General features: G+C 51.9%; 1 protein-coding gene and 1 pseudogene. Both read left to right on the forward strand.

What is annotated here, in order from left to right:
* Positions 1-328 precede the first annotated feature (328 nt).
* Complete coding sequence (locus Q0236_RS08010) at positions 329-1318, forward strand: hypothetical protein (protein ID WP_297916726.1); 990 nt, start codon at positions 329-331, stop codon at positions 1316-1318.
* A gap of 9 nt (positions 1319-1327) precedes the next feature.
* A pseudogene (locus Q0236_RS08015) lies at positions 1328-1652 on the forward strand (UbiD family decarboxylase domain-containing protein); the annotation flags it as partial.

Raw genomic sequence — 1652 nt, forward strand, 5'->3', positions numbered from 1 at the left:
CAGCGACAAAAACCGTGCCCGCAAAAAGATCTCCGCTCGCTAAAAAACCCGCATCTGTCGCAAAACCTGCATCGACCGCTAAAAGTATCGCAGCAAGTGTAGCCTCTACATCCACGGCAAAATCGCCATCTGTCGCAAAATCGGCACCCGCTAAAAGCGCATCTCAGAACGCAAAATCTCGCCGCGTTGCAAAAAACACCGCTACGCCTACCGCAGCCGCCGCAAAAGACGTCGCCGCGTCCGGCGCAACCTCCGCATCTACCGCAAAGCAGCCGCGCCGCGCCGCAAAGAGCGCGCCTTTTAAAAGCTCTACCGCAGGGAAGTCATAATGGTAAATTTATTAAATTTAACCCGTATCGTAAACGGAACGATGCTAAATAATCCCGCGATCTCTGCTGTCGAGAGTTTTGCGATCGAGCCCGCAAAGGTCGCGAAAAAAGGCGCTTTCATCGCGCTTGGCGCAAACGAGCGCGACGTGCGCACCGCGATCGATAACGGCGCGTACGCGATCATTTTCGATAACAATTTCAAGCCGCTCAACGACGAGATCGCCTTTATAAAGGTCGAAAATTTATGCTCGGCGCTCGTGCGACTGATAAAATTTTTGGGCGAGACGTGGCGGCACGGCTTCGTGCTGATAAACGAGGTGCAAAGCGAGATCCTGCGCTACACGAGCGTGCCGAAAAATTTGATGTTTGCGCCGCGCAGCAAGGGCGAGCTTTTCATCAGCCTGATGAATGCCAAAGAGAAAAATACCTACTTCACCACCGACGGCGAGCTTTTGCAAAGCCTCGGTATCTCGCCCGCCCGGATCCCCGCGAGCGACGATTTTAGGCTACTTTACGGCGGCTCGATATTCTACAGCAGCTTCGTTTTCGGCGGGCTTTATTATTCAAATTTAGTCTTTCCGCAGCTGTTTTTGCCCGAGCTATGCGGCGTGATCGAGTATCTCTCGCGCAAAAACATACCCTTTAAATTTCAAAACTTAAGCGCATTCGGCCATTTCGAGCCGATTTTTGTGGATAGATTTTTTAACGTTAGCTCGCTCGGCGGAAGCTACCGCGCCTTTATCGCCGAGAGCGATCCTGAGCTTTTTGCGCGCGAGGCGGAGTTTTTGCGGGCAAAATTCCGCGAAAAAATTATCGTCTGCGCTAGCTGGGAGGATCGCTTAGACGGCGTTAAGATCGACTTTCGCTTCAATAAGCTAAGCGCGCTAAAGAGCCTGCCCGAGTTTCATTACGCGCTGGTTTTTGCGGAAAAGAGCGCGATCTTGCAGCTTCTAAATCAAAAACCGCAAGAAAAAAATCTATTTTTTTAAAGGCAGCGGATGCAGAGCTTTGATGAAATTTTAAACGGAAATTTTTGGATAAAGAGGCTTTACGAAAACGGGCTATTGCGCGAGGTAAAGGAGCAGATCGGCACCGAGCTTGAGATTGCGCACGCAAGCTACATCGAGGTCAAAAAGGAGCACTCGCAGGCGCTGCTTTTTACGAACGTGCGAAACGCGCAGGGCAAACGGATGCCGCCGGTGCTAACTAATATTTTCGGCTCCTCCCCCGCTCTAAATTTAATCCTCGGTCGCGAACCTGACGAGATCGCCGCCGAGATCGAGAGCCTGTTCGGCATGGGCGCCCTGACCGACAAGGACCGCT

This window comes from uncultured Campylobacter sp., from assembly GCF_938031315.1.
Lineage (GTDB): Bacteria > Campylobacterota > Campylobacteria > Campylobacterales > Campylobacteraceae > Campylobacter_B.

What these genes read in the sequence shown, in the direction of transcription:
- Q0236_RS08010 (WP_297916726.1), top strand. Translation starts at nt 329, where the DNA reads ATGGTAAATTTATTAAATTTAACCCGTATCGTAAACGGAACGATGCTA.